20 protein-coding genes and 1 riboswitch are annotated in these 19142 nt (G+C 65.7%); of the genes, 9 read left to right on the top strand and 11 right to left on the bottom strand.

Annotated features, from left to right (window positions below; all coding sequences use genetic code 11):
* The first annotated feature begins 21 nt into the window (after positions 1-21).
* From MF607_RS18460 to MF607_RS18445, 4 genes are read left to right on the top strand one after another with little or no spacing between them, the layout of a single operon-like run.
* Positions 22-393, top strand: coding sequence for a TolC family protein (locus tag MF607_RS18460; protein WP_347340900.1), 372 nt, complete (start codon positions 22-24; stop codon positions 391-393).
* Positions 390-1889, top strand: a complete 1500-nt coding sequence (locus MF607_RS18455; RefSeq protein ID WP_061780583.1) for an efflux RND transporter periplasmic adaptor subunit — start codon at positions 390-392, stop codon at positions 1887-1889. The genes MF607_RS18460 and MF607_RS18455 overlap by 4 nt, the downstream gene beginning before the upstream one ends.
* Positions 1886-5023 carry an efflux RND transporter permease subunit gene (locus tag MF607_RS18450; RefSeq protein ID WP_018251208.1) on the top strand — a complete coding sequence of 1046 codons (3138 nt, stop codon included), beginning with the start codon at positions 1886-1888 and terminating at the stop codon, positions 5021-5023. Before MF607_RS18455 ends, MF607_RS18450 begins: the two co-directional genes overlap by 4 nt.
* A complete protein-coding gene (locus tag MF607_RS18445; protein ID WP_017980774.1) occupies positions 5023-5349 on the top strand; it encodes a copper-binding protein in 327 nt (108 codons plus the stop codon). The genes MF607_RS18450 and MF607_RS18445 overlap by 1 nt, the downstream gene beginning before the upstream one ends.
* A gap of 21 nt (positions 5350-5370) precedes the next feature.
* Here the strand turns inward: MF607_RS18445 and MF607_RS18440 are convergent, their stop codons facing one another.
* On the bottom strand, positions 5371-6138 hold the full coding sequence (locus MF607_RS18440) for a glutaredoxin family protein (RefSeq protein WP_125960891.1): 768 nt from the start codon (positions 6136-6138) through the stop codon (positions 5371-5373).
* A gap of 63 nt (positions 6139-6201) precedes the next feature.
* Between MF607_RS18440 and MF607_RS18435 the strand changes: the two genes are divergently transcribed.
* Positions 6202-6606 (top strand): MerR family transcriptional regulator, encoded by a 405-nt coding sequence (locus MF607_RS18435; RefSeq protein ID WP_017980772.1) that lies wholly within the window; start codon positions 6202-6204, stop codon positions 6604-6606.
* Here the strand turns inward: MF607_RS18435 and dmeF are convergent.
* The 6 genes from dmeF to MF607_RS18405 all read right to left on the bottom strand — a co-directional run bounded on the left by dmeF (position 6603) and on the right by MF607_RS18405 (position 11808).
* Positions 6603-7547 (bottom strand): CDF family Co(II)/Ni(II) efflux transporter DmeF, encoded by a 945-nt coding sequence (dmeF, locus tag MF607_RS18430; RefSeq protein WP_017980771.1) that lies wholly within the window; start codon positions 7545-7547, stop codon positions 6603-6605. The genes MF607_RS18435 and dmeF overlap by 4 nt on opposite strands.
* Positions 7548-7557: 10 nt before the next feature.
* Positions 7558-7833, bottom strand: a complete 276-nt coding sequence (locus MF607_RS18425; RefSeq protein WP_081609170.1) for a metal/formaldehyde-sensitive transcriptional repressor — start codon at positions 7831-7833, stop codon at positions 7558-7560.
* 134 nt (positions 7834-7967) lie between these two features.
* Positions 7968-8450, bottom strand: a complete 483-nt coding sequence (locus tag MF607_RS18420; RefSeq protein ID WP_125960890.1) for a hypothetical protein — start codon at positions 8448-8450, stop codon at positions 7968-7970.
* A 12-nt stretch (positions 8451-8462) separates the two neighbouring features.
* Complete coding sequence (locus MF607_RS18415; protein ID WP_125960889.1) at positions 8463-9698, bottom strand: molybdopterin-dependent oxidoreductase; 1236 nt, start codon at positions 9696-9698, stop codon at positions 8463-8465.
* An 89-nt stretch (positions 9699-9787) separates the two neighbouring features.
* Complete coding sequence (locus tag MF607_RS18410; RefSeq protein WP_125960888.1) at positions 9788-10939, bottom strand: TDT family transporter; 1152 nt, start codon at positions 10937-10939, stop codon at positions 9788-9790.
* Complete coding sequence (locus MF607_RS18405) at positions 10936-11808, bottom strand: LysR family transcriptional regulator (RefSeq protein WP_058733710.1); 873 nt, start codon at positions 11806-11808, stop codon at positions 10936-10938. Before MF607_RS18405 ends, MF607_RS18410 begins: the two co-directional genes overlap by 4 nt.
* Before the next feature lie 146 nt (positions 11809-11954).
* On the opposite strand from MF607_RS18405, the gene MF607_RS18400 reads away from it, so the two are divergent.
* Together MF607_RS18400 and MF607_RS18395 are read left to right on the top strand one after the other, a co-directional pair.
* A complete protein-coding gene (locus MF607_RS18400; RefSeq protein WP_058733711.1) occupies positions 11955-13022 on the top strand; it encodes a molybdopterin-dependent oxidoreductase in 1068 nt (355 codons plus the stop codon).
* Positions 13019-13531: an MgtC/SapB family protein gene (locus tag MF607_RS18395; RefSeq protein ID WP_058733712.1), complete on the top strand. Its 513-nt coding sequence runs from the start codon at positions 13019-13021 to the stop codon at positions 13529-13531. Before MF607_RS18400 ends, MF607_RS18395 begins: the two co-directional genes overlap by 4 nt.
* Positions 13532-13582: 51 nt before the next feature.
* Here the strand turns inward: MF607_RS18395 and MF607_RS18390 are convergent, their stop codons facing one another.
* From MF607_RS18390 to MF607_RS18375, 4 genes are read right to left on the bottom strand one after another with little or no spacing between them, the layout of a single operon-like run.
* The gene (locus MF607_RS18390) at positions 13583-14353 is read right to left on the bottom strand and encodes an anti-sigma factor family protein (protein ID WP_007406229.1); all 771 of its coding nucleotides are present in this window, start codon (positions 14351-14353) and stop codon (positions 13583-13585) included.
* On the bottom strand, positions 14350-14859 hold the full coding sequence (locus MF607_RS18385; RefSeq protein ID WP_007406239.1) for an RNA polymerase sigma factor: 510 nt from the start codon (positions 14857-14859) through the stop codon (positions 14350-14352). Before MF607_RS18385 ends, MF607_RS18390 begins: the two co-directional genes overlap by 4 nt.
* A gap of 1 nt (position 14860) precedes the next feature.
* Positions 14861-16300 carry a YncE family protein gene (locus tag MF607_RS18380; RefSeq protein ID WP_007406255.1) on the bottom strand — a complete coding sequence of 480 codons (1440 nt, stop codon included), beginning with the start codon at positions 16298-16300 and terminating at the stop codon, positions 14861-14863.
* A 1-nt stretch (position 16301) separates the two neighbouring features.
* Positions 16302-16667 (bottom strand): DUF305 domain-containing protein, encoded by a 366-nt coding sequence (locus MF607_RS18375; protein WP_219994278.1) that lies wholly within the window; start codon positions 16665-16667, stop codon positions 16302-16304.
* Between the two features lie 163 nt (positions 16668-16830).
* Positions 16831-16907, top strand: a riboswitch (Fluoride riboswitch).
* A 23-nt stretch (positions 16908-16930) separates the two neighbouring features.
* On the opposite strand from MF607_RS18375, the gene MF607_RS18370 reads away from it, so the two are divergent.
* Complete coding sequence (locus MF607_RS18370) at positions 16931-18289, top strand: voltage-gated chloride channel family protein (protein WP_042489218.1); 1359 nt, start codon at positions 16931-16933, stop codon at positions 18287-18289.
* Complete coding sequence (locus tag MF607_RS18365) at positions 18246-18698, top strand: DUF190 domain-containing protein (RefSeq protein WP_204200589.1); 453 nt, start codon at positions 18246-18248, stop codon at positions 18696-18698. Before MF607_RS18370 ends, MF607_RS18365 begins: the two co-directional genes overlap by 44 nt.
* The last annotated feature ends 444 nt before the right edge of the window (positions 18699-19142 follow it).

The raw sequence follows: 19142 nt of genomic DNA, 5'->3' as shown, positions 1-19142 counted from the left end.
ATGGTGTCGGCGGGAGTTTCGATGAGCCTGCCGCTGTTCGCTCGATCGCGTCAGAACCCGCGCATCGAAGCCCGCAAATCCGCACAGGCGCAGGCCGAGGCCGCGCGCGAAGAAACCCGGCGCACATTGGCAGCCGATCTGGAGGCCGCGCTGGCGGACCACCAAATGCATCACAGCCAATGGCAGCGCGCGCGCGACGTGCTCCTTCCGCTCGCTCGGAAGCGAGCCGATCTGGAGATAGCGAGCTACTCTGCCGGTCGCGCGAGTCTTGCGGATGCCATCGAAGCCAAGACCGCGCTCGCCGACGCCGAGCTGACCGTGCTCGACCGTGAGGCGCTCGTCGCCGCAGACTCTGTCCGCCTCACCATTACCTTCGGGAGCGCCGATCGATGAGCGACACTACCATTACCCGCGCCCGCCTTGTCACCGCGGTAAGCGCGCTGGTGCTGGTCGCAGGGGGCGTGGGCTTCGGGCTCGCGAAACTTGGCACGTCCTCGGCTGCCGATCAAACGGCATCCCCAGCCCCGCAGAAGAAGATCCTCTACTGGTATGATCCGATGATCCCGGGGGAGCGGCACGACGGCCCGGGTCTCTCGTCGATGGGGATGAAACTGATCCCCCGCTATGCCGACGAGGGCGCAGGCGGTAGCGCCGCACCGGGCGTAGCGATCGATCCGGCCAGCCTCCAGCGGCTCGGCGCGCGGATCGTCACGGTCGAACGCGGATCGTTGTCAAACTCGGCCTCGGCAACCGGCAGCATCGAGTTCAATGACCGCAACGTTGCGGTCGTGCAGGCACGCAGCGGCGGCTTCGTTCAGCGCGTCTATGCGCGCGCGCCAGGCGATGTCGTGCCGGCAGGCGCCCCGCTCGCCGATATCCTTGTGCCCGAATGGGCGGGCGCGCAGGCGGAGTATCTCGCCGTGCGCCGCACCGGGGATGCCGGGCTCACGCGGGCGGCACGAGAGCGCCTGTTGCTTCTCGGGATGCCCGCCGGATCGATTGCATCGGCGGAGTGGCGCGGCCGACCGCAAGGTGTGACGACGATCAGCACGCCCGTGGGGGGCGTCATCAAGACGCTCGGCGTCCGACAGGGGATGACGGTCGCGCAAGGACAGACACTGGCGGAGGTGAACGGCCTCGCCACCGTGTGGCTGAACGCGGCTGTCCCTGAGGCCCTCGCAGGAAACCTGCGGATCGGCACGCCCGTCATCGCCACGCTGGCGGCTTTCCCGGGCGAAAGCTTCAGGGGCCGCATCGCTGCGATCCTGCCCCAGGCCGAGGCAGCGAGCCGCACGCTCACAATCCGCGTCGAGCTCCCCAACCGTGCCGGCCGGTTGCGCCCCGGTATGTTCGCCAGCGTGGCGCTCGACCAGGGGAGCCGCGATGCACTCCTTGTTCCGAGTGAGGCCGTGATCCGGACCGGCCGGCGCACACTCGTCATGTTGGCAGGGCCGGGTGGACGCTTTCGACCCGCCGAGGTTCGCACTGGCGCAGAAGGCGGCGGCAAAACCGAGATAGTCGCCGGCCTGACCGAGGGTGAGAAGGTTGTCGCGTCGGGCCAGTTCCTGATCGACTCCGAAGCGAGCCTCGCTGGCCTCGATGCGCGTCCGATTGGTGTCGAAGCGTCACCCGCAACAAAGCCGGCCGTGAAACCCACCGCGTCGATCTACGAGACGGTCGGCAGCATCGAGGCGATCGATCGCAGTTCCGTCACCCTGTCCCATCAGCCCGTTCCGGCGATCGGCTGGCCGGCCATGACAATGACGTTCCGCGTCGCCGATCCCGCGTTGGTGCGTGGGTATCGCAAGGGTGAGCGGGTGCGGTTCGGCTTTGATCAACCCGCCGATGGTCCAACGCTGCGCCGCATGACGCGCGAGGCTGGGCGATGATTGCCGCGATCATCCGCTGGTCGGTCGCGAACCGCTTCCTCGTCGTCCTGGCGGCCATCGCGCTCGCCATGGCCGGGGTGTTCGCAATGCGTGCCACCCCCGTCGATGCGCTCCCCGACCTGTCCGACACGCAGGTCATCATCCGCACGAGCTGGCCGGGCCAAGCCCCGCAGATCGTCGAGAACCAGGTGACGTATCCGCTCACCACGACGATGCTGTCCGTGCCTGGCGCGAAAACCGTGCGCGGCTATTCGTTCTTCGGCGACAGCTACGTCTATGTCCTCTTCGAGGATGGGACCGACCTCTATTGGGCGCGCTCACGCGTGCTGGAGTATCTGAGCCAGGTGCAGGGACGGCTTCCCCAAGGCGCGCAGGCCGCGCTGGGTCCTGATGCGACGGGGGTCGGCTGGGTCTATGAATACACGCTGTTGGACCGCACCGGCCGCCGTGACCTGTCGCAGCTCCGATCCTTGCAGGACTGGTTCCTACGTTATGAACTGAAAACGCTGCCCGGCGTTGCGGAGGTGGCGAGCATCGGCGGAATGGTGAAGCAATATCAGGTGCTGCTCGACCCGACGCGGCTCGCCGCATTCGGTGTCACGCACACTCAGGCCGTCGATGCCATTCGCCGCGCCAATCAGGAGGCCGGCGGGTCCGTCCTCGAGCTGGGCGAAGCCGAATATATGGTGCGCGCGTCAGGTTACTTGCGCACCGTCGACGATTTCCGCGCGATCCCGCTCAAGGTCGCCGGTGCCGGCGTCCCCGTTACCTTGGGCGACGTCGCGTCGATCCAGATCGGCCCCGAGATGCGCCGCGGCATCGCCGAGCTGAACGGCGAAGGCGAGGTCGCGGGCGGAGTCGTCATCCTGCGTCAGGGCAAGAATGCACGGCAGACGATCGAAGCCGTCAAGGCCAAGCTCGCGGAACTGAAAGCGAGCCTTCCCCCCGGCGTCGAGATCGTCACCACCTATGACCGCTCGCAATTGATCGACCGCGCGGTGGAGAATTTGACGGGCAAGCTGATCGAGGAGTTCGTCGTCGTCGCGATCATCTGCGGGTTGTTTCTGTGGCATGTCCGGTCTGCGCTGGTCGCGATCGTCACCTTGCCTCTGGGGGTGCTCGCGGCCTTGCTCGTCATGCGTGTGCAGGGGGTGAACGCCAACATCATGTCTTTGGGCGGTATCGCCATCGCGATCGGCGCGATGGTCGATGCCGCGATCGTGATGATCGAGAACGCGCACAAGCGGATCGAGCGATGGGAACACGACCATCCGGGCGTGGCGCTGGCGGGCGAGGAACGCTGGCGCGTCATCACCGAGGCCGCGGCCGAGGTCGGGCCGGCGCTGTTCTTCAGCCTCGTCATCATCACGCTGTCGTTCGTGCCGGTGTTCACGCTCGAAGCGCAGGAGGGACGGCTGTTCGCCCCGCTCGCCTTCACCAAGAGCTATGCGATGGCGGCAGCGGCGATCCTGTCGGTAACGCTCGTGCCGGTCCTGATGGGATGGCTGATCCGGGGACGCATTCCGGCCGAGAACGACAACATTATCAACCGCGTGCTCACCCGTGCCTATCGCCCGGCGCTCGACCGCGTGTTGGCGCGGCCTTGGGCGGCGATCGGCATCGCCGCCCTGGTACTGGCGACGACGGCATGGCCGCTGACCCGATTGGGTGGCGAGTTCATCCCGACGATGGATGAGGGCGATCTGCTCTACATGCCGTCCGCGCTTCCCGGCCTTTCGGCCGCGAGCGCCTCGGCCCTGCTCCAGCGCACAGACCGGCTGATAAAAACCGTTCCCGAGGTCAAAACCGTGTTCGGCAAAGCCGGGCGCGCCGAGACCGCGACCGACCCGGCACCGCTCGAGATGTTCGAGACGACCATCCAATTCAAGCCGCGCGATCAATGGCGCGCGGGGATGACGCCGGCAAAGCTGGTGGAGGAGCTGGACCGCACAGTGCGCGTGCCCGGCCTCACGAACGTATGGGTGCCTCCGATCCGCAATCGGATCGATATGCTCGCGACCGGCATCAAGAGTCCCATCGGGGTGAAAGTGTCGGGGTCCAACCTCTCCGAGCTGGACCGCATCGCCGGCAGCATCGAACGTGTCGCCAGGACCGTGCCGGGCGTCAGCTCGGCATTGGCAGAACGGTTGACCGGAGGCCGCTATGTCGATGTCGATATCGATCGGGTGACCGCGGGGCGCTACGGTCTCAACATCGCCGATGTGCAGGAGATTGTGTCCGGCGCGATCGGCGGCGAGACGATCGGCCAGACGGTGGAGGGCCTTGCCCGCTACCCGATCAGCGTCCGCTACCCCCGCGAGCTGCGTGACAGTCTGGAGGGACTGCGAACTCTCCCAATCGTCACCGCATCGGGTCAGCAGATCACACTCGGCACCGTCGCATCCGTGTCGATCGCGGAAGGTCCACCGATGCTCAAGACGGAAAATGGTCGACTCTCGACATGGGTCTATGTCGACGTGCGCGGGCGCGACCTGGCCTCCACGGTCGCCGATCTGCGCCGTGCTGTTGGCAAAGATGTTCGGCTCAGCCCCGGCGTCTCGATCGCCTATTCCGGACAATTCGAGTATCTGCAGCGTGCCGAGGCTCGGTTGATGCTCGTCGTGCCGGCGACACTCGCGATCATCTTCCTTCTCCTCTACCTTACCTTCGGTCGCCTCGACGAGGCGGCGCTTATCATGGGCACACTGCCCTTCGCGCTGACCGGCGGCATCTGGACATTATGGCTGCTCGGCTATGCGCAATCGGTCGCCACAGGTGTCGGGTTCATCGCGCTCGCCGGCGTGTCGGCGGAGTTCGGCGTCGTCATGCTGATCTACCTGAAACACGCATTGGCCGAGCGCGGGCCGTCACCGTCGGGCGAGCAAGTATCGGAAGCGATCAGGGAGGGCGCGCTGTTGCGGGTACGTCCCAAGGCGATGACCGTCGCTGTCATCGTCGCCGGGCTGTTCCCCGTGCTGATCGGGCATGGCGCCGGATCGGAGGTGATGAGCCGGATCGCCGCGCCGATGATCGGTGGAATGCTGACCGCCCCTTTCCTCTCCATGTTCATCCTGCCAGCCGCCTACTTGCTCTTGCGGCGGCGAGCTTCAACCCGCCCCGAAAGGAAGATCTGATGAAAGCCACTTTCTCCATGCGCGCCGCATTCATGCTACTAGTCACGCCGATCGCAGCGAGCGCTCTTGCTCAAGGCAGCAGGCCGGCTGCATCGGCTGTAAAATCCGGCAGCGGATCGGGGACGATCACTGCCGTCGACGCGAAAGGTGGAACCGTAACCATCAAGCACGGCCCGATCCCGACGATCGGCTGGCCCGCAATGACGATGACCTTCCGGGCATCCCCCCCGACCCTGCTCAAGGGACTGCGGTCGGGGCAGCGGGTCGCATTCACCGCCAAGGCGAAGGGTATGACGGCAGAAGTTACGGCGATCAGCCCGCATTGACGACGCGTGCCGACCTTCGCGTCAGTGCGCCATCGCCAGCACGGGCGGCGCAGCGATCATCCACAGCGCCATCGCGACCATCATCAGGTTTTCGGTGAGCGAGATGAAGCCGAGCGGCACGTTGCTGTCCCCGCCCACGCACGCGCATTTCAGCTCACGCTTGTCGATGTAGACGGCCTTGAACACCGACACCGCGCCGATCGTACCGATAACGAGCGCGACGGGCACCGACAGCCAGGTCAACGCGCCGGCTGCCATCAGGACGCCCGCCGCTCCTTCCGCGTAGGGATAGACATAGGAATAGGGCACCCAGCGCTTCGCGAGCAGATCGTAGTTGAGGAACATGCTCGAGAAGCTCTCGACGTTCTGGAGCTTGAGCATCGCCAGAGCGCACATCGAGAACGCGATGAACCATTCACCCGCCCGCACCGTGAAGGGCGTGCCGAGTACCGCATAGCTGGCGGCGAGCGCCATCAGCGCCGTCATCGCGAACACGGCAATCACCGGGCGATAGGTGACGGCCTTGGGGTCGCGGACCATCTTGCCGAAGAAGCGGCGCAGATCGTCATAGCCGCCGACCCGCTCCCCGGCGATAAAGATCTGCGGGGTCGTCTTGACGCCGTGCGTCGCCTTGAAAGCGTCGGTTTCTTCCCGCGTCATCAGCCAATGGTCATCGACCGCATAGCCTTCCCGGCGCAGAAGATCCTTCGCCTTCAGCCCGAAAGGGCAGGTATGTTCCGGCATCACCATCCGGTAGATCGTCGCCTGTTTGGCGGGGGCGCTCGCCATGCCGCTTCTCCAATATCCTCGCCCCGCCTATATAGGGTCCGTACCATAGTACGGAGTCAAGGCATGACCGGCATGACGATCGCGGCGCTCGCGCGCGAGGGCGGCGTCGGCGTCGAAACGGTGCGCTACTATCAGCGTCGCGGTTTGCTGGACGAGCCAGACCGGCCGACCGGGGCTGGCGCCGGAGGCGGCATCCGGCGCTACGGCACCGATGACGCCCGCCGCCTTCGCTTCATCCGCTCGGCGCAGGCAGCCGGTTTCACGCTCGAGCAGATCGGTGAGCTTCTGGCGCTGGATGCGACCGACGATCGCGCCCGCGCGCGCCAGCTCGCGGGCGAGCGCATTGCCGAACTGGATGCGAAGATCGAGGAGCTTGAGCGGGTGCGCGCCTCGCTTCGCCGGCTCGCACATGAATGCGGGTCAGGAGCGGAGGGACCATGCCCGATCCTGACCGCCTTCGAGGGCTAGCGGCACTCGACGGTCAGGTGCGCGATTTCATGAACCGGTGCGAGGCGGGCGCGGATATCGTCGCCGGTCACGCCCTGCCCGCCTACGACGCTGACGATCGCGGCGTGGGCTTCCGGACCGACGCGCCAGACATGAAGATCGGTGATACGCGCGTCGCCTGGCGCCTCGACCAACTCGCGCACTTCCTCCTCTACATGATGATCGGTCGCATCGAGCAACACGGACGCCGTGTCGCGCATCAGCGTCCATGACCAGCGCGCGATGACGATCGCACCGACGATGCCCATCACCGGATCCATCCACACCCAGCCGAGATAGCGGCCCGCCAGCAGCGCGGCGATGGCGAGAACCGAGGTGAGCGCGTCGGCCAGGACATGGACATAGGCGGAGCGCATGTTGTTGTCACCGCCATGCGCGCCGTGCGCATGCCCGTGCCCGTGATGGTGGTCATGCCCGTGATGATGGTCGTGCCCGTGATGGTGCCCGCCCGAGAGCAGGAAGGCGCAGGCGATGTTCACGCCCAGACCGACCACCGCGATGAGCGTCGCTTCCCCGAATGCGACCGTGATCGGCTGAAACAGGCGAAGGATGGACTCGACACCGATCCCGAGCGCGATCAGGCCCAGCACCATCGCCGACGCGAACCCGGCCAGGTCGCCGACCTTGCCCGTGCCGAAGCTATAGGCCCGGCTGGAGGCATGGCGCTTGGCATAGGCGTAAGCGGCCGCGGCGACCCCGAGCGCGCCCGCGTGTGTCGCCATGTGAAAGCCATCGGCGAGCAGCGCCATCGAGCCGGTCAGATAACCGGCGATGATCTCCACCACCATCATCCCGGCGGTAAGCGCCACGACCCACAGGGTCCGGCGGGCATTGTCGTCGTGCGCCGCGCCCAGGAATACATGGTCGTGCGTGAAGGCGTCGATTTCGGGCAAAGCCGCCATGAAAAGCGTCCTATTTGGCGTAGCGGCGGATCACCGCCAGCAGTTCTTCGGCACCTGCCGCCCGCTCGGCATCATCGAGGCCGGGCCGCGACACATGCGCTTCGAGGTGTTCGGCGATAATCTCGTCCATGAGGCCATTCACCGCCCCGCGCACGGCGGCAACCAGATGGAGCACGTCGGAACACGACGAGTCCGATTGAAGTGCTCGCTCGACCGCGCCGACTTGTCCGGCGATGCGACGAACGCGGGCGACCAGATCGACATTGGTTTGAGACAAATGTGACATAGGATACCCCCCTAGCCTATAGGCCAGTAAACAGCAAGTCGGTGTCAAAACCGTCCGTGGCTGTTGAAAAAGTCCTACTGAAGGCTGCCGATCGTCTGTCGAAATCGCCTTTTTAGGTTATGCGAGAGGTTTGCTTATCCGGTTCCACCTGAGACATCAGGAGCCACCTTGGGGTCGGGATCCTGTGCCTTGCCGGTTGCGGGTGCCGCTTTCTGGCTCGGCATAGCGATGAGATAAGCAACGATCGCGTCGACGTCCTTTTCGGCCACCGGCGCCTTGTACACCTCACGCATCTTGGTGACGGTCGCCTTCCACTGATCCACCGATAGCGCAGGCTGAGTTAGCGCCATGCTGGCCGAGTGGCACGAAGTGCAGTTGGCGTTGATGACGTCGGCGTGCGGACCATCGGGGTAGGTAGCGTCATCGACCGGCAGGTCGACGCTGGTCGAGGCGAGCGAAAAGCCGCGGGCTGAGACGCTGGTGGGCGGTGCCGGCTCGGATGTCTCGGAGATCGGGGCAGGCGCCTTGCGGCTGCTCGGCGCCCCGATCGAGACGAGGATAATGCCGGTCAGGCCGATCAGGCCAGCAGCCATGATGCCGGGAGACGGGGTCTTCATGCTACTCGCTCCTCAGGCCGCGATGATGGTGGTGGTCTCGATATTGCCGCGCATGAACCCGCCCGGGTTCCAGATCGGCTTCATCGGCTGGGCGACACCGTTGGTGTTCCAGCAGCGCACCATGATCGGGTTGGCACCGCGTCGCAGCGGCACGCGACCATCCCACCGACGGAAGCTGTACCTGCCCTCGTCCGCTCCGAGCGTCGTCCTGTACCAGGTGCGGCCTCCGTCCGACGACACATCGACCTTGGCGACGCCGCAGTCGCCGCCCATCGCGATGCCGCCGACCGGGATCGATGCCTCATAGGCTATCGTCTGGCCATCGGGCAGGCTGGTCATCCAGCTGCGCGGGATCATGCGGTTGATGGGGACAGTCGGGAAGTCTCTGGCGCCGGGCGCGACATTCGCGCCCGGCGTCGCGGGGATCTTGTAGGCCTTGGCCATCCAATACTGGTCGTCGGGGCCGGGCAGTACCTCGATCGAGTTCAGCATCTTGACCCAATAGGTCGAGTACCAGCCCGGCACGATCAGCCGGCAGGGAAAGCCATTGAGGAGCGGCAGCTGCTCGCCGTTCATGCCGAAGGCGATCATCACTTCGCCGTCGCGGGCATGGTCGATGTCGAGCGCCTTCTCAAAGTCAGGGGCGCCCGCCACGACCGGTTGATCGAGCGCACCGAAGCGCACCTGCACCGCGCCTGTCTTGACCCCGGCGAGGTCGAGCACGTCGCGCAGGCGCACACCGAGCCATTTGGCATTGCCCATCGCGCCGTTGCCCCATTGCGCGCCGGCAACACGTGGCTGGAACAGCCCACGGCTGTTTCCCGAGCATTGGTTGACCGCCGCCATCTCGACCCGCGGCAGGCGCAGCAGCTGGGCGAGGCTGATCGACAGCGGTCGGTTGACGTGGCCGAAGACGTTGAGGCGGAAAGTCTCGACATCGATCGAGGTCGGGATGTCGGCCCAGTGCCAGCGGACGAAGAACTGGTCGTTGGGCGTGAACACCGACTTGTCGAACACGTCCATCGGCGTTTCCAGCAAGGGCGGATGGACACGCTGGAGGATCATGCTGCCCTTGCCGGGAAAGGCGCTGGTCATCGGCCGTTCGGCATTGCCGCCAGGCAGCTTCAGGTCGACGAGCTGCTGCGCCAGTGCCGGCGCGGCGGCAAGGCCGGCGGTACCGAGCGCGGCATGCCTGAGAAAGCGGCGACGGCTGGTCTCACTCGCCAGTCCGGCGTCGAAATTGTACATGACAAGGCTCTCCTGTGGCCAGCCACGCTGGCGGATCGAAGGGGCGTTTCGCAAGTGATCGGACCGACTGATCCGATCATCATGGCGGATCAGTTCGGGGTGGCGATGCAGGGTGAGACGAACAGGTTGCCGCGCCATGCGCCGGCCAGCGTCTTGGCGCCGACGAGCAGCCACATCGCCGCAAGCGCAACCGTCAGCACCGTGCCGACGAAACCGAAGAAACCGAGGTTCAGCGTCGTGCCTAGGCGGAAGGTGGCGACGGTGTAGACGCCGAGCGGAAAGGTATAGCCCCACCAGCCCAGGTTGAACGGGACGCCGGCGCGCCAGTAGCGGATGGTGATAAGCGTCGCGAGCGCCAGCCACCACAGGCCGAAGCCCCACAGGCAGAGTCCGGCCACAACGCCGATCCCTTCCGCGACGGTACCGACACCGGCCAGCCCGTGCGCCGCGAGGATCGCCGGCGCGTCCGCCCCGAGCACCAGCATGCCCAGAGCACCCGTGCCGATCGGTCCCAGCGCCAGCCAGGAGGATGCCGCCATGCTTTCATGCGGCAACTTATGGAGTGCCATGCGCAGGATGAGGATGGCGAGGATGCCAAACGCGACCGGCACCGAATAGGCCCACAGCACATAGGAGGTCGCAAGCGTGACTAGCTGCGCGTGGGGATCGGCCAGATGCGGCGCGAGCAGCCCGCCGCTGGCACCCGCCACTTCGGCAGCGACGACCGGCAGCAGCCATACCGCGGTCATGCCGTCCAGGCTATGCTCGTGGCGGGTGAACATCAGGTACGGGATCAGCACGCCGCAGGCGAGCGACATGGCGACGTCGATCCACCACAAGACCTGCGCGACCGGTACGATGCCATTCCCGAACCGCGCGATGCCGAAGGCGAGGCAGCCGTTGATGATTGTCGCCAGCCCCATCGGGATGGTCCCGATGAACATCGACACGGTGTTGTGCCCGAAGATGCGCCGCGCCTCATGCCCGAACATCACCCAGCGCGCGCCATAGAGGCCGGCGAACAGCGCGAAGAGTGCGATGTTGAAGAACCACAACACCTCGCCGAATGGCTTCAGCGAGGGTCCAATGCCGGGTACCTGCGGCAGTGCGAGCGCGAGGATGCCCGTGCCCATCGTCGCGGCGAACCAGTTGGGCGTGAACTGGCGGATCATCTCGCGGGGGTGATCGAGCCGGCTGAGCGGCTTGAGGCCGCTCAGAACGGAGTGCGTGTCGGCAGTCATGCGACCTGCTCCTTGATGAGGTCCGTCAGCGCGTCGGCCGCGCGGGTGCGATAGCGTTCCTTGTGGCGCAGCGCGTGAAAGGCGCGGTCGGGCAGCCCGAGCGGCAGCTCGACAAGGTCACCGGCCTTGAGCGCACGAGCTACGACCAATCGCGACAAGACGGCAACGCCGGCACCGGCCTCGACCGCGGTACGCACCGCCTCGTTGGACGGCAGCGTCATCGCTATCGTCAGCTGGGCCGGATCAAACCCGCGCGTTCGCAGCACGTCCTCGAAGGTCGAGCGCGTACCGGATCCCAGCTCACGGACGATCCAGCGTTCAGTGCGCAGCCAGGCCTCGTCGACACGTTCGGCGTCCTCGCGGCCGACCAGCACCATCGGATCACGCCCGACAGTCCAGTGGGCGAGTGCCGGTTCGTCCACCTCGCCCTCGACAAAGCCGAGTTCCGCCGCGCCGCTCAGGACCTGCGCTGCCGCACCTTCGGTGTTGTCGATCGCGAGCTCAACCGCGATCTGCGGGTGGCGTTCGTGGAAGGCGGCGAGCTTTGCCGGCAACCAGTAGCTCGCGATCGTCTGGCTGGCGACGATCCGCAATGAACCACGGGCAAGCCCGGCATAGTCCGCCAGCATCGTCTCGGCATGCGCTGCCCGCCCCAGCACCGCGCGCGCTTCCTCCAGAAAGCCGCGGCCTGCTTCGGTCAGCTGGATGCCACGCCCGACGCGGTGAAACAGAGGAACCCCGTAGCGCGCTTCGAGGGCAGCAATCGCGCCGGAGGCAGCAGACTGCGTGACGTTCAGCACCTCCGCTGCCTTGGTGACGTGTTCGCGCTCCGCGACACCGACGAATATTCTGAGCTGCTCCAGGGTCATGCAGCTTATATCGCGCAATCTGATCGATACGACCAACCGTTTGATCTGCTCATTCCAATCTGGATATCGGAACGATCGGCAGCCTTTCGTCTGTGATGGTCTTGAAGACTTGAAGCGATCCGCGCGCTTGCGGCGTTTGTTCGTCCATGACCGATATGATCGAGCGCAAATCCGATCCCTACAACGCCGAGCCGACGCCCAGTGCGTTGATCGAGCGGTTCCTGACGCCGCAGGCGCTGTTCTACGTGCGCAGCCACGGGCCAGTGCCGGATCTGCCCGCCAATCATCGGATCGAGGTGAGCGGGACGGGCATGGCGAGCCGCTCTTTCTCGGTAGAGGAACTGAAAGCTACGTTCCCCACGCGGACGGTGACGGCAGTTCTCCAGTGCGCCGGCAACCGGCGCACTGACCTCCAGCAGGTCGGAAAAACGTCGGGTGATCCTTGGGATGTCGGCGCGATCGGCAATGCAGAGTGGACCGGCGTACGCCTGGCCGATGTGCTCGATGCGGTCGGCGCACCTGATGCGTCCGACCTGTTCGTGGCGTTCACCGGCGCGGACGAGGTGGACGTGGAGGGCGAGGAAGCCTTGTTCGGGGTATCGATCGCCATGAGCAAGGCGCGGCAGCCCGACGTCCTCCTCGTCTGGGCGATGAACGGCGAGCCGCTGACGCCCGAACACGGCGCACCGCTCCGCATGGTGGTGCCGGGCTATGCCGGCGTGCGCAGCGCCAAATGGCTGACACGGATCGAGGTGCGAGACATGCCTTCCGACGCACCGATCCAGGCGCACGACTACAAGCTGTTTCCCGCCGATGTGACGAGCGACACCGTCGACTGGAGCCGGGGTCTGACCATCAATGCCATGCCGCTCAACGCCGCGATCTGCGTGCCCGGCTCTGGCGAAAGCCTGCCGGCCGGGGAGGTGCGGATCGAGGGCTATGCCATCGCCTATGATCGCCGCGTCTCTCGGGTCGAAGTGTCGGTAAACGGTGGTCGCGAGTGGCAACAGGCGACGTTCGCCGATGATCCGGAGACGCACTGGGGTTGGCGGCGCTGGACCCTCGACGCCACGCTTGCCAAAGGTCGCCAGCACCTTGTCGTGCGCGCCTTCGACGGGGCTGGACAGGGACAGCCCGAACGGCCGGACACGATGTGGAACTTCGCCGGATATCTGTGCACCGCCTGGCATCACGTCCACGTGCTGGTCGAATGATCGAAGCGTCAGCGGCATCGGACATCGGCTTCTGGATCGATGCGATCGGGCGGCTGGTGGTGGCGACCGCGGCCGGGATGGTGCTCGGCTGGGAACGCTCGCGCGAGAACCGGCAGATCATGGGCTTGCGAACGCTGGGTCTGGTCGGTCTGGCGAGCTGCATCGCCGTGCAGGCGGTCGTGCATAGTGGCCTGCCAAATGTAAACGCCGACGCCGCAGGACGGGCGATGCAGGGCATTCTGACAGGCGTCGGTTTCATCGGTGCCGGCGCGGTGCTGCGGGTCGGCCAGGGTCAGGAAGTGCATGGATTGGCGACCGCCGCGTGCATCTGGGTGACGGCCACGATCGGCGCGGCAGCGGGGTTGGCAGTGTGGCCGCTCATCATCGGCGGGGTGAGCCTTGCAATGCTCGTCCTGTTCGTCGGTGCGCCGCTGGAACGCCGCATCCGCGAGCGGGCTCGCCGGACGCCGGCCGAGGCCGACAGGAAGGACGTCGAGCGCAAGCCGTGATCCCGCTGGATCGCCCGGTGCCTGTCGGCGTCGGGAAGCGGCAAGGTGCAATCAGGACACCAGCGCCGCATCGGCCTGGCGCCGGACCTCGTCGGCGATCGGATGCAACTCGGCCGCGGGTCGCTCGCCCACCACACTATAGCCGATCCCATCAACCGCCCATGTGACCCGGCCCATGGTCCCGCTGGACGTGCTGGTCATGCTCGCGGTCTTGTCGATCTGCATGGGCCTCGTCAGCACCGCAAGTTTCGACGCTTGCGGTCCGTCGTAGAGGAGCAGTGCCGCAGGGCCGTGGGGCGTCGCGACCAGTCGCCCCCCGCCATAGCGATAGCCGGCCGTGCTGAGGTCCGGGATCGTGACGCGCTCACCCAATCGAGCGGAGGTCCATCGGATCAGCATGGCGCGCTGGTCGGGGCCGATCTCCGCCGGTCGTATCCGGTCGGCGGCATAGACACGGAAATTATCACTCGCCTCGTTGGCCAGCGCCGCGATGCCCGCGCGGGGTTCGCCGCTCCACCGCGCGCTCGACCAGCCACCGCCAAACCCCAACGCCAGCAGAAGTGACGCGGCGATGGCGAGCTGCCAACGCGGTTGCCGTTGCCGTCCCCTGATCGCTGCCACGCGCATCGTCGCCGGGATCGGTTCATCCGCGACGGGGGCGAACAGGGATGCAAGGGCTCGCGCCTGCTCCGCCTGCTCTCGCACACGGGCATGCACGTCCGGCTGGCCTTCAAGATAGGCGTCGACCAGGCGCTGCCGCTCGGGCGACAGCCTGCCATCGATCCATGCGGCCAGATCGTCCTCGCCGATCGGGCTGGTCATTGCACGCTCCTCAATCGCGGCCGTTCACCCTCCCGGAGGAGGGTCGCCAGACGGTCGCGCCCCCGCGATATGCGCGACATTACCGTGCCCAGCGGCACGCCGACTACGGCAGCGACCTCCGCATAGGGCAGGCCCTCGACCGAGACCAGGAGCAGCACCGTTCGCTGTTCTTCAGGCAACGCATCAAGCGCGCGCAGCAGGTCGCGGTGGTGCAGGCCTGTGTCCTGATCGGCCGGGCGGCCGAGCGCGGCGTCGTCCACGAGGTGGAGCGGAACCGCCGTACCTCGCCGGCTATGCTGCCGCTGATGATCGACCAACAAATTGTGCAGGATCGCATAGACCCACGGGCGGACCTCCGCACCCCGTCGCTGTCGCCAGCGCCCGACCGCGCGCTCCAGGCAATCCTGCACCACGTCATCCGCCATCACCCGGTCGCGCAACCACGACCGGGCATAGCGGCGCAGCCCGGGGATCAGCGGTTCGATCGCGGCGGCAAGCGGGTCCATCTCAGTCGCGCTGCACCTGCACGATGCGCCCCGGCGCGCCGTTCACCACCTCCGCAACCGCCAGAAAGCGCCGGGGTGTCGCGGTGCTGCCCTGAACGATCTGGCGGATCGGACCCGATGCGTTGACGATCGCCGCACCTGCCGGGTTGCTCATGAAGTTCGCAAGCGGCTCTACAGCGCCGCTGCCGTCCGCATTGGCGGTCAGTACGAGCATGTAAGGCTTCTTGGGCTGCAAACCGGTAACGGCACTCTGCACGACCTGAATGATGCCCTGGTCGAAGAGGGTGATGCTGCTTGCCGTACCTTTGCCGCCAATCGGCCCCATGGTCAGATGCAGCGCCTTGCCCGCTGTGCCGAGCGGCTGGAGATTGTCGGTGCCGGGGCCTGTCGGAACTGCGTTCGACACATAGGCGATCGCCTGCGGTGCCTGTCCGACCGGCACGGTAGCGACGACCGTGTTGCCGGCAGTGTCGATCGCGGCCAGCTCATCGGAATTCTCTAGCCCGACATAAACGCGCCGGCCGTCGCCCGATGGCCAAACACCGTGCGGCATCTTGCCGACCGGAATTGTTGCCACCGGCGTGAAGTCGGACGTGCGGAACACCTTGACCACATTCTCTCCGCCGACCGTCACATACGCGAACTGCCCCTTGGCCGTGCGGGCGAAATTGACATGGTTCGTGATAGGCCCGGTATCCAGCACCTTCAGGATCGCGAAGGGTGGCCGAGCATCGAATGCGACCGTCTTGCCGATGTCCTTCAGCGTAAACCACACTTGCTTGCCGTCCGGCGTCGCGGCGATGTTGGGGCAGAAGGGGCTTGGCTGCGCCACCTGTCCGACCTGCGCGTGGGTCGCGACATCGAACACAGCCAATACCGGATTGAACGAAGAGCAGACATAGCCGTACCGGCCATCGGGAGAGAAGATCGTCATGCCCGGACCACCGGGCGTCTTGATGCGCCCCGTCTCCTTGTACGTCGTGGGGTCGAGCACGGCGATATAATCCTCGCCGCGGACCGTGACCCACACCTCCTTGCCGTCCGGCGTGAAGAACGCCTCGTGCGGACTGCGCCCGACATAGGTCGTGTGCTTGACGGTGTTGGTGGCGGTGTCGATCCACGACACGGCGTTCGATCCGATCGACACGACCGCCAAGGTCTTCCCGTCCGGCGAGAAGCCCAGGCCGTGAACCAGCACCTGTCCCTTGTAGAGCGGGGAGAAGTTCATCGGCTGGGGATCGCCGAGTTTGATGACGCCGAGCAGCCGGTTGTCGGCCGGGTCGGTCACCGACACCGTGTTGGAGAATTGTTCAGACGCATAGACGCGGTCGCGGTGGCTGACGGGCATGTCCTTAGCGTTCCACGGCGCCTGCTGGGCCATGGCGAGGCCCGGTGCGGCGCTCATCAGCAAGGCGGCCGAGCGCAGGATGGTCCGGATCATGTCAGTGCTCCATAGGGCTATGGTGGTCGCCGCCCTGCGTCGGGGCTGGCGTCGAAGGCGGTAGCGGCTGGCCGATCGCCAGCTTCATGGCGGCGATCTCCTGCTGCTGATCGATGATGATTTCCTGCGCGATGCGCTTGAGCTGCTCGTTATGGCCGTAGCGCAGCTCCGCCACCGCCATATCGATGGCACCCTGATGATGCGGAAGCATCATCGCCACGAAGTCGCGGTCGACGTCACCGGACGGCTTGACCATCATGCCCGCCATCATCCGGTCCATCGCGACAGACATCATGGTAGCGTAGCCATCGGCGGGGGCGGCCGCGACTGCGCCGGTAAGTAGGGCCGAAGCCGTCAGACCCAGCATCCAATCTCGTCTACGCATAAGCCTCCAGCGCATCGGTCTCGAAAGCGTAGACGATGCTCGTCGGGGTTTATTCCGTGGCCAAAGCCATTTTATCGGTCCTCACCAAAACGATAGTCTCATGCTTCTGCGGTTGGTTGACCGGGTCGCGGTCGGACAGCATATGCGCAGGCACGGCGATGGATTTCCGCCGGGCCATTCGGTCGAACCGCCCTCGCAAGGGCCGATGATTCCTACCAGGCGCCGCAAGGCAGCAAGGAGGAATCGTGCGCGCGACATTTCGCAATCTCTATGACCAGTTCAACATGGCAGCGTTCATTCGCGATCGCCGCACCCATGCCACGTCGGTACTGCGGTGGGCTTTGATCCTGGTCCCGATGGCCGCAGCGGTGGGAACGCTCTGCGCGGCCTTCCTGCGGAGCCTCGACGCCGTAACCCGGCTTCGCTTCGCCTTTCCCTGGCTGCTCTACCTGCTGCCGATCGGCGGGTTCGTGGTCGGACTGCTCTACCATCTGACAGGGCGCTCGGTCGAAGGCGGCAACAACCTCATCGTCGAGCAAATCCACGAACCGGGGGGCGGCGTGCCGCTGCGCATGGCTCCGCTCATCTTCTTCGGCACGGTCGTGACACATCTGTTCGGGGGATCGGCGGGACGTGAAGGCACCGCCGTGCAGTTGGGCGGCAGTCTTGCCAGCGGGTTTGGACGCGCGCTCAGATTGGATGCGGAAGCGACACGCACCCTCCTTATGACCGGGATCGCGGCTGGGTTCGGCGCGGTCTTCGGGACGCCGATTGCGGGCGCGGTCTTTGCACTGGAGGTGCTGGCGATCGGTCGGGTCGAGTATCGCGCGCTGGTGCCATGCCTGGTCGCGGCGCTGGTCGGTGACTGGACCTGTCTTGCCTGGGGCATTCATCACGGCGTCTACCATGTCGATGCGCTGGTGCCGGTCGACGCGCTGCTCGTCGCCAAGGCCGGTGTCGCCGGCATTGCCTTCGGTCTGACCGGGCTGACCTTTGCCGAGGCCAATCACGCGCTGGGCGGATGGTTGAAGCGCGTGATCCCCTATGGCCCACTACGACCCGTTATCGGCGGGCTGGCCGTGATTGCGCTGGTCTGGCTGCTCGGAACCCGCGACTATCTTGGCCTGGGTACGCTCGCCGCGACACCGGACAGCCTGACCATCGCCAGCTTCTTTGGTCCCGATACGCACTCGTGGAGCTGGGCGCTGAAGCTGCTCTTTACCGTCGTGACCCTGAGCGCGGGCTTCAAGGGGGGCGAGGTCACGCCGCTGTTCTTTATCGGCGCGGCGCTCGGCAATGCGCTCGCGCCGATGTTCGGAGTACCGTCGGGGCTATTCGCAGCGATCGGCTTCGTCGCGCTGTTCGCGGGCGCGGCCAACACACCGCTGGCTTGCACGTTCATGGGGATCGAGTTGTTCGGCGCGGCCTATGCGGTGCCGATCGCAGTCGCGTGCTTCGTCGCCTACCTCTGCTCAGGCCACAACGGCATCTACCTGTCGCAGCGCGTCGCTGTGCCAAAGGTACCTGCCGCACACCTCACACCCGACGCGACCCTGCGCGATGCCCGCACGCACCGCGCTTCTCGCCGGCGCACGCGCGCCTGATCCTGTTTCCTGTCGAAAGCCCGTCATGCCCAATCGTTTCACCGTCCATCACCGCGAAGTCGGGATGCTGCGCATCTATCTGAAACCGTCCGACAAGATCGGCCCGCGTCGCTTCTGGGGGGCAAAGCCGCTCTATCGCGAGCTGATTCGCACCGCGAAGGCGGACGGCATCATCAACGCCGTCGCGCAAAATACCCATTACGGCTTCAGCAATCACGAACCGATCCGGGAGAACGGCTCGGAAATTGCCGATCCGCATCTGACGATCTGTGTCGAACTGGTCGGCGATCGCGATCAGCTCGACCTCTTCTGTCGCCGGCATGGAGATCTGATCGGCGACAAGGTGATCGTCTACAAACGACTGGAGCATTGGACTATCACGCGCAAAACTGAGCTAACCAGAGCCTGATCGGCGTTCCCGTAAAGGAACGGCCAGCGAGACAGCCGGGGAGTCTGCGCCGATCGCGCGCGTCGCGACTCCCCGGTTTCCCAAAATCTGTTCCCGAATGGGTTTTCCCAAAACGGCCCGTTGAAGATGGAGAAACGGGACGCTCCACAAACGTAGGTATGTGTGACGGAGCGCCTGTCCGCCTCGATCGGCATCGAACGTTGTCACCTAACCCGTCACACGATCTATGCACCCTAATCGGTCCCGGCTCGGGGCGGAATGACACGCTAAGGACCGATCCTTAGCGTACGATTTTGACCATTTTCTCACCGGACCCCAAGAAGGGCCGATTGTTACCAGCGGGTCGACAGCCACGTCCGCGCTCGGCCGGTAGCAGCGGCCCGATCAGCGACCATTCCTCATCCGACAAACCGATCCGCTCGCCCAAGCCTGCCTCCAAATGGC

The organism is Sphingomonas lacusdianchii (assembly GCF_022664395.1).
Classification (GTDB): domain Bacteria; phylum Pseudomonadota; class Alphaproteobacteria; order Sphingomonadales; family Sphingomonadaceae; genus Sphingomonas; species Sphingomonas lacusdianchii.
The sequence above is the reverse complement of the archived record's forward strand: the minus strand, read 5'-3'. Positions and strand labels throughout refer to the sequence as shown.